The sequence below is a fragment of the Congregibacter sp. genome (assembly GCF_965662665.1).
Classification (GTDB): Bacteria; Pseudomonadota; Gammaproteobacteria; order Pseudomonadales; family Halieaceae; genus Congregibacter.
In genome coordinates this window covers 83,785-97,699 of sequence record NZ_CBFIIF010000008.1, presented here as the reverse complement: position 1 = coordinate 97,699, position 13,915 = coordinate 83,785, and the positions used below count along the sequence as shown (strand labels likewise).

Below are 13,915 nucleotides of genomic sequence, written 5' to 3'. Positions count from 1 at the left end.
TACGAATCTGCCGTCAGGTTTGCGGCATAACTTGGGAATGCACTTATCGAGCTGTCCAATTTATGGGGTCCATTTCTTTCTCCCCACGCCATATCGGATGTGGGGGTCTCCGGTGTGGAGTGCAGAGCAAGGTGGCGAAGCTATTGGCCTCATGGACGCGGACCGCCGACGCGCTTTGGATAACATATTCACAAGCACGAACTTAATCCGGCTCAAGCAGCAGGATATCTTCGAGGCATTGTCCAAACTTAAGGTGCTAGCTGTAGCGCGAGACATCAGCGCGAGTGATCGAACTCGATACCTGGAGTTACTGCATTACTCCGACCTACAGAGCGGTTTTCTTGAACGTATAGCGAGACAAACCCTGGAGCAAATAGAAGTCATCGGCTACAGCGCAGATGACACCTACATCGAAGAGTTTACGCCGTACATGGAAACCTACGCTCATAACCGAATCGAACGCTACGGCAGTTGCTTTGTACCATTTGAGTTGCCGTTTTTGGAATCCACTGCTTCAGCCGGCCATCAGCAATGACTGGCAGTAGCACGCCTCACACATCCAAATTGGACACGTAAAGCGCGTTTTCCTCGATAAACTCCCGGCGCGGCTCTACCTGATCACCCATCAGCGTGGTGAATATCTCATCCGCTCGCATAGCATCATCGACAGTCACCTGCAGCATCCGACGGCTTTCAGGGTCCATGGTGGTTTCCCAAAGCTGCTCTGGGTTCATTTCACCGAGGCCCTTATAACGCTGAATGTAATAACCCCGGCGCGCTTCTGTCATGAGCCACTCCAAGCCGGATACAAAGCTTTGAGTCTGGTGGGTCTTTTCACCGCGTTGAAAGTAACCCGTTTCGTCAATCAGGTCGTTAAGAGTCTCGCCGAGCGCCGCCATAGCCGCGTAGTCTTTTGATCGGAAAAACTCTGGCTTGAGCTGGATTGGACGCTCCACGCCGTGCGCAATCATACGAACCAATGGATACCAGTTTTCCTGATCATCACTTCTTGGCTCCACAGAGTAGCTAGTACCCTTGGTCTTTAGGGTAAGTAAGCGCTCACTCATATCGCTACAGTACTGTTCGACCGCGGATTTGTCACCAAGATCTGCCTCGCTTAGGCGAGGACCAAACACCAACTCCCACACCAGTTCTTCGGGGTAGTGCCGGCTGCGACGCGTCACAATCGCCTCTACAGACTGATACTGTCGAATCAGTTCGGCGAGAGACTCACCGCTGATCGCAGGCGCATCCGCGTTCACATAGAGCGCGGCACCCTCCAACGCAGAAGCCGTCAGAAACTCAGCCAAAGCCGCGTCATCTTTCAGATACTGGTGCTGCTTGCCCTTGGCGATTTTGTACAGCGGTGGTTGCGCAATAAAGATATGGCCACGATCAATAAGCTCTCGCATCTGACGGAAGAAGAACGTCAGTAACAGTGTGCGAATGTGTGAACCATCCACGTCCGCGTCCGTCATGATGATAATGCTGTGATAACGCAACTTATCGGGATCAAACTCTTCCTTGCCAATACCACAACCCAGTGCGGTTACCAGCGTTCCTACTTCGACCGAAGCCAGCATTTTGTCGAAACGTGCTTTTTCGACATTCAGAATCTTACCTTTAAGAGGCAGGATTGCCTGAAAGCGCCGGTTACGGCCCTGTTTTGCTGAACCACCGGCCGAGTCACCCTCAACCAGATAGATCTCGGAGAGCGAGGCGTCCTTTTCCTGGCAGTCCGCCAGTTTTCCCGGCAATCCGGCAATATCCAGAGCGCCTTTGCGGCGAGTCATCTCCCGAGCCTTTCGTGCAGCCTCTCTTGCGCGCGCTGCGTCGAGCATTTTGGTCACAATCGCTTTGGCTTCGCCAGGACTCTCGAGTAAATACTCGCTAAAGCGGCTGTTCATGGCCTGCTCTACAACCGTTTTCACCTCTGAAGAGACCAGTTTGTCTTTAGTCTGCGACGAAAACTTGGGATCAGGCACTTTTACAGAGACGATTGCTGTTAAACCTTCCCGAGCATCGTCGCCGGTAGTGTTTACCTTGGCTTTTTTCGCCAAACCTTCGCGCTCAATGTAACCGTTGAGAGTCCGTGTCAATGCGGAACGAAAACCCGCCAGGTGCGTTCCACCATCTCGCTGAGGGATATTGTTCGTGTAACAGAAAATATTTTCCTGGTAGGAGTCATTCCACTGCAGTGCTACTTCGACGGCGGTTCCGTCTTCAGTTTCGCTTTGGAAATGAAATGCTTTGTGCATGGGGGTTTTGTTGCGGTTTAGGTAGTCAACAAAGGCGTTGAGGCCCCCCTCGTAGAAATAACGGTCTTCTTTACCGGAGCGCTCGTCATTCAGGAGAATTTCTATTCCCGAGTTCAAAAATGCCAGCTCTCGCAGACGTTTTGCGAGTATGTCGAACTCAAACTCAATATTGGTAAAGGTTTCTGCTGAAGGTTTAAAACGGATGAGCGTTCCGGTCTGATCAGATTCACCAACATCCTGGAGCGCTCCTTGTGGCACACCATGAGCATAGCGCTGCTCAAAACGCCGTCCGCCACGCCAAATTGTCAGCCAAAGCTCTTCAGAAAGCGCATTTACAACAGAAACACCCACACCATGCAGCCCGCCGGACACTTTGTAGGTGTTATCGTCAAACTTTCCACCTGCGTGAAGCACGGTAAGAATCACTTCTGCCGCGGAAACACCCTCATCATGCATCTCCGTGGGAATACCACGACCGTCATCTTGCACGGACACCGACTCATCTGGATGAATCGTAATAAGAATCTTGGCGCAGTGGCCCGCTAATGCTTCATCAATGGAGTTATCGACAACCTCAAAAACCATGTGATGCAGGCCCGTACCATCATCGGTATCCCCGATATACATACCAGGGCGCTTTCGCACCGCATCAAGGCCTTTAAGTACTTTGATCTTCGATCCATCGTAATTATCAGATGCATCGCTCATTAGACTTACTCCAGTGTTTTAGCGGCTTTAAGCCATTTTTCCGTTATCAACTGCGGTGGAAACAGGGGCCACAGACCCTTGTTTCACGTGAAACATCGCTACTTCTGCATCAGAGCCCAGCCAATCCATAGGAATAGCTGACGGACTTACACAGGTGATCAGGGTTTGCACCTGCATAAGCGCAAGCGCCGTACAAACACGCTCGCAACGCTCCGGGTCCAACTCGGACGGCAGATCATCAATCAAATAGAGCACGTCGCCCTGCTCACCTGCCAAAATTTGGCCCTGTGCGAGCTTAAGCGCGCAAACCAGCAGCTTTTGCTGGCCTCGCGACAAAGTATCCGCTGCCGAGTAACCACTTACCGTTACCTTAATGTCAGCGCGCTGAGGACCCGACTGAGTAAACCCTTGCTCCTGGTCACTCTCTAAGCTGCGTTGCAGTGCCTCACTATAGGTACTGCTGGCATCCCAGCCGCGACGATAACTCAGGGTTACCGGACCAATCTCCGGTGCCAACTCACTAATGAGTGGCTCAAAAGCCTGTCTGAGTGCTGATAAAAAGCGCTCTCGGCCTTCTGACACCAACTCGGCGTGGGTCGCTAAATCCCGAGTCCACACATCTAATTCAGAAGGGTCAAGTTTACCACGACGGAGAAGATGGTTCCTTTGTGTTAATGCCCGCTGAAAGCGTCGACGGTGATCACGAAGGTGATGTTCCACGTGAAACACTCCCCAATCCATAAAACGCCGGCGGTTCGCTGGTTCTCCGACCAAAAGATCAAAACTATCTGCATTTATAAGTAAAAGCGGCAATTCATCCGCGAGCTGAGACACCGAGCGCGAGGGCTCTCCCGCCAAGCGAAGCGTCATGCCGCCAGCCTTTTCTCGCTGCACCCCCATGGAAACAACACCACCAGCCGGCAAGCGCCGCTCCCCATGGATTACATAGCTTTGCTCACCATGAGTAATGAGCGATTTCGCTCCGCCGGACCGAAAAGATCGCGCGGTGCCGAGAATGTGTGCCGCCTCCAGCAAGCTGGTTTTACCGCTTCCATTAATGCCGTAAATAACATTATGCAGAGACAAAGGCCCCAGATTCGCCTGGGTAAGGTTTCTCAAGTTATGGATATTCAGCGAAGCTAGCACAGGCATGCTCCTCCGCACGGCCGACGCGGAGGCAGCCTAAAGCCGCATAGGCATCACGACGTATAGCGAATCACCGCCGTCAGTTTCCTCAAGAAGCGCGCTGCTGTTGGGGTCCGACAAGGAAAAGCGTATCTCTTCGCCACTCAAAACACCCAATACATCAAGGAGATAGCCAACATTGAAGCCTATTTCCAATGGATCACCAGAATATTCCACCGGCAGACTCTCTTCGGCTTGCTCCTGTTCAGGATTGTTCGCAACAATCTCAAGGCTGCCTTCAGACAACTTGAGTCGAACACCGCGATACTTTTCGTTAGAAAGAATTGCCGTTCGCGTAAACGACTGGCGCAGCTCAGTTCGCGAGCTTTGCACAATTTTATCGGCTGCTCTGGGAAGCACGCGCTCGTAATCGGGGAACTTTCCATCTACCAGCTTGGATGTGAAGGTAAATTCGGCGGTTGTCGCGCGCAGATGATTGCTGCCAAGGATGATCGTGACTTCCTCATCATCGTTCTGCATCAAGCGGGATAGCTCAAGTACACCTTTTCTTGGCAGAATCACCTGTGTATCTTCGAGGTCTTTGAGCGTTCCTGGGAACGTGCAAATCGCCAATCGATGTCCGTCGGTCGCCACCGCTCGCAAACGCCCCGCTCGCAACTCCCAATACATCCCGTTAAGATAATAGCGGACGTCTTGCTGAGCCATGGCGAAGCCCGTTCGCTCAATCAAGCGACGCAGCTCACTTTGCTTCAGCGTGAATTGATGAGTCCCAATACTGTCTTCGATGTTGGGAAACTCGCGCGCGGGAAGTGTCGCCAGGGTAAAGCGGCTCCTGCCACTGCGCACCGTGGCCTTGCTATCCGCTACTGAAATTTCCAGGTCAGAGCCGTCCGGTAAGCTCTTACAAATATCCGCCAGCTTTCGCGCAGGGACCGTAATCTCGCCAGCATCCCCGGCTGCTTCCAAATTAACGCGCCCGACTAGCTCTACCTCAAGGTCCGTGCCGGTAATCGATAATCGGTTGCCATCAAGGTTGAGTAGCACATTGGAGAGCACCGGAAGTGTTTGTCGACGCTCTACCACCCCGGCCACCAAATTCAGGGGCTTAAGCAGGGCGTCACGAGAAACTCGGAATTTCATTAAAAGTCCTTAACCAGCCGCGTACAAGATAAAAAAGCACTCTAGTTTAGCGCATCATGCACACATCGTGGCGATGAAAAAAGCAAGAATTTAGCCCTCTCATTGCCACCCTTAACAGCGGAGCAAAACGCGCGATCAGGTTGTTAAGAGCCGTAACAGGTTCTTATAGTCTTCGTGGATATCAGAACTCATTTCTCGCAGCTCTCGGATCTTCCGACAGGCATGAAGAACCGTTGTATGGTCTCGGCCGCCAAAGCTGTCGCCAATCTCCGGCAGGCTGTAGTTCGTGAGCTCCTTTGCCAGCGCCATAGCCACCTGCCGAGGGCGAGCCACCGATCGGTTCCTCCGACGGGAGTTAAGGTCAGCGACCTTAATCTTGTAGTACTCGGCTACGGTGCGCTGAATGTTATCCAGGCTCACCTGTTTGTCCTGCAAGGCAAGCAAGTCTTTCAGGCTCTCTTTTACAAGATCGACATCGATAGGCCGTCGGGTGAAGTTAGCGCTTGCTATCACCCTCTTAAGCGCGCCCTCTAGCTCTCTGACGTTTGATCGGATTCTCTGGGCAATAAAGAAAGCCGCATCTGGCGGTAAATCAAGGCGCGCCTGGGTCGCTTTATTCATCAGAATAGCTACCCGTGTTTCGAGATCCGGGGGCTCAACAGCGACCGTGAGGCCCCAGCCAAAACGGGACTTTAGACGCTCTTCCAGACCATCAATCTCTTTGGGATAGCGATCGCAGGTCAAAATCATTTGCTGGCCACCTTCCAGCAGGGCATTAAAGGTATGGAAAAACTCTTCCTGGGAACGATCTTTCTTGGCAAAAAACTGTATGTCATCAATTAACAGTGCATCCACCGATCGATAGTAGCGCTTGAAGTCTGCAATGGCATTGAGTTGCAGTGCTTTCACCATGTCGGCGACAAAGCGTTCGGAGTGCAGGTACACAATCCGTGCATCCGGCTTATTAATCTTTAAGGCATTACCGACCGCGTGCATCAGGTGGGTTTTACCTAAACCAACGCCGCCATAAAGAAACAGTGGGTTATAGGCTCCGCCCGGGTTCTCTGACACCTGATTAGCCGCGGCCAGGGCAAGCTGGTTTGACTTACCTTCAACGAAGTTATTAAACGTATAGTTACTCACCAGGTTGTGCTGGTGCTGCAAGGCCTCATGCACCTCAGACTTACTAGCCTGACCATAGTGCAAGGTGCTCTCCACCAGAGATGGCGCCTTTCGGTTACTAAAGGCTTCCACTCCTGACTGCGGGATCTCCCCCGCCGACTCAGCCTCAGCAGCAGCGGCAGTGCCACCCACTACCGCAAGAGCAGGGCCTCGAGAAACAGGGGGGTTTGCCAGAGGGACTGCGGTCGAAGCGCCAGATCGCGCAACGCCAGCGGCAATCTCCAGCTGAAGCTCTGCTTCGCCACTTTGAACTTCACGCAACAACTGTCCGATCAGGTCACCATACTTATCCGTAACGAAGTCACAGATAAATCGGTTGGGCGCTAAAAGCTGTAAGGACTGCTCTGTATAAGTAGCCTGAAGTGGCCTAATCCATGTGTTGAACTGCTGCGCTGGTAACTCATCCTGCAAACGGTTTTTGCAGTGTGCCCATATTGTCTCTGACAAGGTTCACTCTCTTCACGCCGTCTGATCACGAAAAACCCTGCCAGACGGTCAGTTTTCATGGTTATTACAGGTCATCGGCTGAAGTTCATAGCAAAAAGAGCCCTTCTCCAAACCGCAACCGCTTTTGTGGCGATTTTCGTCGTGCCTGGAGACTCTCTATCAAAATTCACTGCCGAAACGTAACGACTTGCCAAAATGCCCCTCTTTCACCCACTAACAAGCAAAAAGCCGTCTGCGGGTGAACTTGTTGATATCCTGGGCTTGTGCACCGTCGATTGGGTCATCATAACCCCCCGCAGCAGACTTATCCACATCTCTGGACAAAAAAAACACCGAAGTATTGTTATAAAAATCAATAGTTTACGTTTTTTTGCGGGATTCTGGTGAAAAAACTTTTCGTTTTCCCACGCTCGCTGTTTTTGTGGATAACTTGTGTGTATCTTTTGGGAAAAGTGTTCATCAATCGCCAGAGGCCGCGCCAACAGCGAGAAGTGCGCTCTGTGCAAAACTCCCCGATAGACGGGCCATTGGGAGCCGCCATAAGTGCGGCAAAATACGCAAAGCATCTTCTGATACATGCATTGAATAACCGGCGCCGATTCACTACAATGCGCGGCCCAATTTTGCCTGTACCGTCGGTAGTGGCGGAGTTTTATCCAGGCAGTACATAAATGACGAAGTTTTCGTTCGTATCTTCAGGCCCAGAGGTCTGCAAAGCGTTCGGTGGTTTCGGTAAAAAAGACTTAAGCGAGTAGTAACATGAAGAGAACATTTCAGCCCAGCGTATTAAAGCGCAAGCGTACCCACGGTTTTCGCAGCCGCATGGCTACAAAAAGTGGTCGTGCCGTTATTTCACGCCGCCGTGCTAAAGGCCGCAAGCGTCTCGCCGCGTAATTCAGACCAATCCTGAATAGCGCGTCAGGTCCGTTGTTGTGGCTGCGATGTTTCGGCCCAGTCAACGGCTCCTTACTGCAGCCGATTATCGGCAGGTTTTTAAAGACCCAGACCACAAAGCCGGGCAAAAAGAGCTTCTACTGTTAGCTCGTCATAACGACTTGTCTCAACATAGGCTCGGACTGGCAGTGGCTAAAAAACACGTTCCCACAGCAGTGAAAAGAAACATCATCAAGCGTTTGGCGCGCGAGCACTTTCGCGTTCTGACTCCGAAAATGCCGTCTCTTGATATCGTCGTTCTCACACGTCCTGGTGCCCGCGACGCTAGTAGCGCCCACATACAAGAAGCCCTGAACAAACAGTTCGCGCGTTTAGGCTTAACGGCGACTTCTTCATGACAGCGCTTCTAAAAACACTGCTTACAGTTTTTATTCGCGGATACCAGCTGCTACTCAGCCCTTTTATGGGTAATCACTGCCGTTATTATCCCAGCTGCTCCAGTTACGCTATTGAAGCCATAGAAGAGCATGGGCCCTGGAAAGGGTTTCGGCTTGCTTCCGCTAGAATTCTACGCTGTCACCCCTGGCATGAAGGGGGCGCAGACCCCGTTCCTCCAGCCTGTCATCATCAGGATTAATTGTTAATGGATATCCAACGCACGTTGCTTATCGGCGCGATCATGCTCTTGTCATTTATGTTGCTGACCGAGTGGGTGAATTTTCAGGATGCCAAAGAGGGCACAATATCTACCGAGACTCGGTTAACAGCGGACCCTGGGCTTTCTTCAGATAGCACCCCGGGTGCTCCCATGGGAGCAAACCTTAACGGTGACCTTCCTGCTGATGTACCGCCCGCTACACCGGTTACTGCTGCCGATAGCAGCAATATTGACGATTTACCTGCGGTCAGTGCGCCGACCGACACCGAAGCAACGACTCCCGTCACGTCGACGATGGATAATATCGTCCAGGTTTACACCGATAGTCTACAAGTGGCTATTGATCTCAATGGCGGCGACATCGTCGAAGTAGCTCTGGCAAAGTTTCTCGCGCAAATCGACGACCCGGACACCCCTTTTGTTCTTTTAGAAAACAACGCGAAGCGCGTGTATGTCGCTCAGAGCGGCCTCATCGGTAAAGACGGTATCGACAGCAAGACCCGTGCTACCTATCAAAGCGCAACAAACCGTTACGACATGGGTGCTGCAGACACTCTTCAGGTTGATCTGGAATGGATAGACAAGACCGGCGTCCGAATCACAAAACGTTTCAGCTTTAGCCGCGACAGCTACCTCATCGATGTGGATTTCATTATCGATAACCAGAGCAGTGAGCGGTGGCAGGGCAATCTGTTCGGGCAGATCAAACGAGACAGTACGGCCGCAGATACGAGTGGTGGCGGTGGCATGGGTATGCAGCCATTTCTGGGAGCCGCAACGACAACACCCGACGATCGGTTTAAAAAGTTCAGCTTCGATAAGATGCGTAAAGAGCCCTTTCGCGAGCAGATCACGGGCGGCTGGATGGCTATGATCCAGCACTACTTCTTAAGTGCCTGGGTTCCTAATCCAGAGCAGACCCATACCTACAGTACCCGGGTTACCAACAGCGGTTTTAATATTGCTGGCTTTACTAGTCCGGCAGTGACTGTAGACCCCGGTACGCAATCTGAAGTGAGTGCTCGCTTCTATGCTGGGCCAAAGGATCAGTACAGCCTTCAGGAAATCTCTCCTTTTCTGGAGCTCAGCGTGGACTACGGTTGGCTGTGGTGGGTTGCTCAACCACTGTTTTGGTTGCTCACAAAAATATATGCCATCGTGGGTAACTGGGGTGCGGCAATCATCCTGCTAACTGTTCTGATTAAGGCTGTTTTCTTCAAGCTATCTGCGACGAGTTACAAGTCCATGGCCAACATGCGGCGGGTCCAACCAAAAATGGCCGACATTCGAGAGCAATACGCCGACGATAAACAAAAGCAGTCTCAAGCCATGATGGAGCTTTATAAGAAAGAGAAGATAAACCCGATGGGTGGCTGCTTACCTATTCTTGTTCAGATGCCCGTGTTTATCGCTTTGTACTGGATGCTCATGGAGAGCGTCGAACTTCGACAAGCGCCCTTTATGCTTTGGATTAATGATCTCTCGGTCATGGATCCCTACTTTGTCTTACCGTTGATGATGGGTGCGAGCATGTTCTTTATGCAGAAGCTCAATCCGCCGCCACCCGACCCCATGCAGGCGAAGATCATGCAATGGCTACCCGTTATATTTACCTTCTTCTTCCTGTGGTTCCCCGCTGGATTGGTTCTTTATTGGGTAGTTAACAACCTGCTATCTATGGCCCAGCAATACGTTATTACCCGGCAGATAGAGAACGCCGGCGCCAAAGCCTGACTCTCTTGTCGTGAACCTTATGGTGAGCGACAGCGATACTATCGCCGCTATTGCCACCGGCCCCGGTGCTGGTGGCGTCGGTATCATCCGCTTATCGGGGCCTGAAGCTTTCTCTGTCGCCAGGAAGTTGACGAAGCTGGATGCAATTGCTCGACAGGCGCACTTTGTCTCCATAGCTGACTGTCAGGACAAGGTCCTGGATCAGGGCTTACTGATTCAATTCCCCGGACCAAACTCCTTTACGGGCGAAGACGTCGCGGAACTCCACTGTCATGGAGGACCCGTTCTTCTACGCACCGTCCTTCGGGAGTGTATAAACTTCGGCGCACGACAAGCTTTACCCGGTGAATTCAGCCAAAGAGCTTTTCTCAACAACAAAATCGATCTGGTGCAGGCTGAAGCAATAGCAGATCTGATTAGCAGCAGTACCGAAGCTGCGGCGCGCAGTGCCAGTCGCTCATTAAGCGGCGAGTTTTCGACAAAGGTTGATGCCCTCCTTGAGCAACTCATTCGTCTGCGGGTATTCATCGAAGCAGCTATTGATTTTCCAGAAGAAGAAATCGACTTCATCGCTGAAAGTGATGTTCTGCAACGACTACGAGCACTTGAGTCATCAATCACTGCGCTCTTACAGAGTGCTCGACGAGGCCGAACATTAAGAGACGGTCTGAAACTGGTGATCGCCGGTGCGCCCAATGCGGGAAAATCCAGCTTACTCAATCAACTTGCAGAGCAAGATACGGCTATTGTCACCGACATCCCCGGCACCACCCGAGATTTACTCCGAGAATACATCCAGATTGACGGCCTACCGCTGCATATCGTCGACACCGCAGGACTTCGGGACTCGGCAGATGCTATTGAACAGGAAGGTATTCGTCGCGCGCGAACAGAAATGCAATCTGCGGATCATATTCTTCTGGTCGTTGATAACAGCGGATCACTCGGGCATCTCGACTCAGCTGAGTTAGTGAACAGCCATGAAGGTGATTTGCCAAACGCAGTGCCAATCACCCTGGTTCGCAACAAGTGCGATATCAATGAAACACCTGCGACCCTAAAAACCGGGGACATCACAGAAATCTTCCTTAGTGCACTTAGCGGTGAAGGAATCGAGCTGTTGCGTAAACACCTGCTGGCTACTGCGGGTATGAGTGATACCGAGTCCTCTGACTTTAGTGCCAGAGAGCGTCACGTTCTCGCTTTGGAAGAGTGTGCTGAACATCTGCACCAGGGACTCAATCAACTCCAGGACCACGGAGCAGCAGAGCTCATTGCAGAGGACCTGCGTTATGCACAGGACAGCCTGGGTAGTATTACAGGGTCTTTTAGTAGTGATGCGTTACTGGGAGAGATCTTCTCTAGTTTCTGTATAGGCAAGTAAGCCCACAAGAAAATCTTATCCTGCGTTTTAACCAGCTTATCCACAAAATCTGCAAGTCGCCGAGAAAAGCTGGTAAAGAGTCGGTATGGGTAACGGTTCCTTTGGGGACAAGGCCTTACATCAAAGCCGGGCTCAAAGTTATCCCCTAAGCGTCCGACGCCATTACATAGGTAATACAGGGTGTATTTACACACTTTCACGACAGATAAGGCTTTGATTTTATTAACGAAAGCGTAGTTATACCGAAAAAGGGCTCCCCTAATAACAATAACTATAAATAAACATACCTATATAAAGGTACTTTAATACTTATATAACTATTGTCTTGCAGGATGATCCTCGCCACTTATAATCCGCGCCCCGTTTCCACAACATCCGAAACCAGCTAATTCACCAGAAGACGCGCCGGAACAGTTACAATCGAATCATGGAACATCCTTCAAAGTTTGACGTTATTGTCATCGGAGGCGGACACGCCGGCACAGAAGCCGCGTTAGCCGCAGCCAGGATGGGCTGTGCAACTTTGCTTTTGACTCACTCCGTAGACACCCTGGGGCAGATGTCATGTAACCCGGCTATTGGCGGAATCGGGAAGAGTCATCTAGTTCGTGAAATTGATGCCCTCGGCGGAGCCATGGCGAAGGCTACCGATCAGGCTGGTATTCAGTTTCGCGTGCTCAATAATCGCAAAGGTCCGGCAGTGCGCGCTACTCGCGCTCAAGCTGATCGGGTTCTATACCGCAATGCCATCCGCGCAATCATCGAAGCACAAGTGGGACTACAGGTTTTCCAGCAGGCAGTTGACGATCTGATTATCGAAAATGGCACGATCCAGGGTGTTGTCACACAAACGGGATTACGATTCAGAGCACCAAGAGTCATTTTGACGACAGGGACGTTTCTCGGGGGCAAGATGCACATCGGTCTTACCCGTTCTGCAGGAGGCCGAGCCGGTGATCCCCCCTCCAATACTTTGGCTGAGCGGTTGCGAGAGTTACCGCTCAGAGTTGAACGTCTGAAGACCGGAACACCGCCCCGACTGGATGCGCGCAGCATTGATCTGGATAGTCTTGAGCAGCAATGGGGCGATACTCCCCGACCGGTAATGTCATTTTTGGGAGACCGTAGCGAACACCCGGAGCAGCGCTGCTGTTGGGTGGCATATACCAACGAGAAGACTCACGACATTATTCGTGGCGGGCTCGATCGCAGCCCTTTGTATACCGGTGTTATTGAGGGAGAGGGCCCCCGTTACTGCCCCAGTGTTGAAGACAAGGTCCAGCGCTTTGCGAATAAATCATCACACCAGGTATTTGTAGAGCCCGAGGGCTTAACAACAAACGAGCTCTATCCGAATGGAATTTCTACCAGTCTTTCTTTCGATGTGCAGATGGCTTTGGTGCGCAGTATCTCAGGATTTGAAAATGCGCATATCACACGCCCGGGTTATGCCATTGAATATGATTTCTTTGACCCGAGAGATTTGCGATCGTCCCTGGAAACACGAAGCATTTCTGGTCTTTATTTCGCCGGGCAGATTAACGGCACTACCGGTTATGAAGAGGCCGCCGCGCAGGGACTTTTAGCGGGTATCAATGCCGCACTCGCGATACGAGAAGAGGCGCCCTGGTGTCCGCGCAGAGATGAGGCCTATCTCGGCGTGTTGGTAGATGATTTGATTACCATGGGTACTAAAGAGCCTTATCGCATGTTCACATCCCGCGCTGAACATCGATTGCTGCTACGCGAAGATAATGCGGACCTCCGTCTAACTGAACAGGGTCGAAAGCTCGGTTTGGTAGACGATGAGCGCTGGGCCCAATTCAGCGAAAAACAAAACATTATCGAGAACGAAAAAAAGCGCCTGCTGGTGACGTTTGTGCACCCTGGCAGTAGTGCTGCCGAAGGATTAAGCGCAAAGCTGAGCAAGCCGTTGGCACGAGAGTACAGCTACGCTGAACTACTAAAACGCCCGGAGATTGACTACGCGGATATAGCGGGTTTGGATAGCGATGCTGTAAAACACGAACAAGCAGCTCAGCAAATCAGCATCCAGGCCAAATATGCGGGTTATATTGATCGTCAGCGCGATGAGATCGATCGGGTCCGACGCTACGAAGGTCTGTCCTTACCACTGGATATGGATTACACGCTGGTTCAGGGGCTGTCCCACGAAGTGCGCGACAAACTGATAGCCCAAAAACCCGAGACCCTGGGGCGCGCGTCAAGAATACCGGGCGTTACGCCTGCGGCTATTTCCTTACTGTTGGTTCATATGAAGCGAAAGCAGGGTGTCTCACAGCAGAGTGCTCCCGCAGAGGCGCCTGTAGAGCCTCGGAGTGCTCGTCAGCAAACGCACTGATT

Annotated in this window: 11 protein-coding genes; 7 read left to right on the top strand and 4 right to left on the bottom strand. The window is 51.7% G+C overall.

Annotated elements, in window-relative coordinates; translation table 11 throughout:
• Positions 1 to 535: hypothetical protein (locus ACTG39_RS05520; RefSeq protein WP_439106537.1), on the top strand; the 535-nt coding region annotated here is incomplete at its 5' end.
• A gap of 16 nt (positions 536 to 551) precedes the next feature.
• On the opposite strand, the gene gyrB is transcribed toward ACTG39_RS05520, so the two are convergent.
• The 4 genes from gyrB to dnaA all read right to left on the bottom strand — a co-directional run bounded on the left by gyrB (position 552) and on the right by dnaA (position 6,881).
• Positions 552 to 2,966 carry a DNA topoisomerase (ATP-hydrolyzing) subunit B gene (gene gyrB, locus ACTG39_RS05515; RefSeq protein WP_439106536.1) on the bottom strand — a complete coding sequence of 805 codons (2,415 nt, stop codon included), beginning with the start codon at positions 2,964 to 2,966 and terminating at the stop codon, positions 552 to 554.
• Between the two features lie 27 nt (positions 2,967 to 2,993).
• Complete coding sequence (gene recF, locus ACTG39_RS05510; RefSeq protein WP_439106535.1) at positions 2,994 to 4,118, bottom strand: DNA replication/repair protein RecF; 1,125 nt, start codon at positions 4,116 to 4,118, stop codon at positions 2,994 to 2,996.
• A gap of 30 nt (positions 4,119 to 4,148) precedes the next feature.
• Positions 4,149 to 5,252, bottom strand: a complete 1,104-nt coding sequence (gene dnaN, locus ACTG39_RS05505) for a DNA polymerase III subunit beta (protein ID WP_439106534.1) — start codon at positions 5,250 to 5,252, stop codon at positions 4,149 to 4,151.
• A gap of 135 nt (positions 5,253 to 5,387) precedes the next feature.
• Positions 5,388 to 6,881 carry a chromosomal replication initiator protein DnaA gene (gene dnaA, locus ACTG39_RS05500; RefSeq protein WP_439106533.1) on the bottom strand — a complete coding sequence of 498 codons (1,494 nt, stop codon included), beginning with the start codon at positions 6,879 to 6,881 and terminating at the stop codon, positions 5,388 to 5,390.
• Positions 6,882 to 7,640: 759 nt separating this feature from the next.
• On the opposite strand from dnaA, the gene rpmH reads away from it, so the two are divergent.
• The 6 genes from rpmH (at position 7,641) to mnmG (ending at position 13,913) form a co-directional block, all read left to right on the top strand.
• The gene (gene rpmH, locus ACTG39_RS05495) at positions 7,641 to 7,775 is read left to right on the top strand and encodes a 50S ribosomal protein L34 (RefSeq protein WP_084566938.1); all 135 of its coding nucleotides are present in this window, start codon (positions 7,641 to 7,643) and stop codon (positions 7,773 to 7,775) included.
• 47 nt (positions 7,776 to 7,822) lie between these two features.
• On the top strand, positions 7,823 to 8,173 hold the full coding sequence (rnpA, locus tag ACTG39_RS05490; RefSeq protein ID WP_439106541.1) for a ribonuclease P protein component: 351 nt from the start codon (positions 7,823 to 7,825) through the stop codon (positions 8,171 to 8,173).
• Positions 8,170 to 8,412, top strand: a complete 243-nt coding sequence (gene yidD / locus ACTG39_RS05485) for a membrane protein insertion efficiency factor YidD (protein ID WP_439106532.1) — start codon at positions 8,170 to 8,172, stop codon at positions 8,410 to 8,412. Before rnpA ends, yidD begins: the two co-directional genes overlap by 4 nt.
• 6 nt (positions 8,413 to 8,418) lie before the next feature.
• Positions 8,419 to 10,167, top strand: a complete 1,749-nt coding sequence (yidC, locus tag ACTG39_RS05480; RefSeq protein WP_439106531.1) for a membrane protein insertase YidC — start codon at positions 8,419 to 8,421, stop codon at positions 10,165 to 10,167.
• A 19-nt stretch (positions 10,168 to 10,186) separates the two neighbouring features.
• On the top strand, positions 10,187 to 11,551 hold the full coding sequence (gene mnmE, locus ACTG39_RS05475) for a tRNA uridine-5-carboxymethylaminomethyl(34) synthesis GTPase MnmE (RefSeq protein WP_439106540.1): 1,365 nt from the start codon (positions 10,187 to 10,189) through the stop codon (positions 11,549 to 11,551).
• A 427-nt stretch (positions 11,552 to 11,978) separates the two neighbouring features.
• Positions 11,979 to 13,913, top strand: coding sequence for a tRNA uridine-5-carboxymethylaminomethyl(34) synthesis enzyme MnmG (mnmG, locus tag ACTG39_RS05470; protein WP_439106530.1), 1,935 nt, complete (start codon positions 11,979 to 11,981; stop codon positions 13,911 to 13,913).
• Positions 13,914 to 13,915: the final 2 nt, after the last annotated feature.